This is a genomic window from Stenotrophomonas koreensis (assembly GCF_001431525.1).
Classification (GTDB): domain Bacteria; phylum Pseudomonadota; class Gammaproteobacteria; order Xanthomonadales; family Xanthomonadaceae; genus Stenotrophomonas; species Stenotrophomonas koreensis.
Map to the genome: position 1 here is coordinate 1 of NZ_LDJH01000058.1, position 645 is coordinate 645.

General features: G+C 69.3%; 1 protein-coding gene. It reads left to right on the forward strand.

Annotation, left to right across the window (positions count from 1 at the left end; translation table 11 throughout):
• The coding region (locus ABB25_RS14100; RefSeq protein ID WP_057667903.1) for a glutathione binding-like protein at positions 1-628 on the forward strand (628 nt) is incomplete at its 5' end.
• Positions 629-645 lie beyond the last annotated feature (17 nt).

Here is a 645-nt window from a genome sequence, read left to right on the forward strand (position 1 = left end):
GGCCGGGCTGGACTACCGCATCAAGCCGGTCAACATCGGCAGCGGTGACCAGTTCCAGCCCGAGTTCCTGGCCATCGCGCCCAACAACAAGATCCCGGCCATCGTCGACCATGCCCCGGCCGATGGCGGGGCGCCGCTGAGCGTGTTCGAATCCGGCGCGATCCTGCAGTACCTGGCCGGCAAGACCGGACGCTTCCTGCCGACCGACCTGCGCGGCCGCGCCACCGCGCTGGAATGGTTGTTCTGGCAGATGGGTGGGCTCGGGCCGATGAGCGGGCAGATGGGCCACTTCAACGTCTATGCGCCCGAGCGCATCGCCTACGCCATCGAACGCTACGACAGCGAGGTGCGGCGCCTGCACCGGGTGATGGACAAGCGCCTGTCCGGATCGGCGTACCTGGGCGGCGACGAGTATGGCATCGCCGACATGGCCAGCTACCCGTGGATCGGCGCCTACAGCAAGCTCCCGGCCGACTTCGACGCCTTCCCGCACCTGCACCGCTGGCACCAGGCCATCGCCATGCGCCCGGCCACGCAGCGCGCCTACGCGCTCGGCCCGACGGTCAACCCGGACGCCGGCAAGCCGCTGAGCGAGGAGGAGCGCAGGCAGCTGTTCGGCCAGAGGTGAATGGCCCTGGGTTGAAC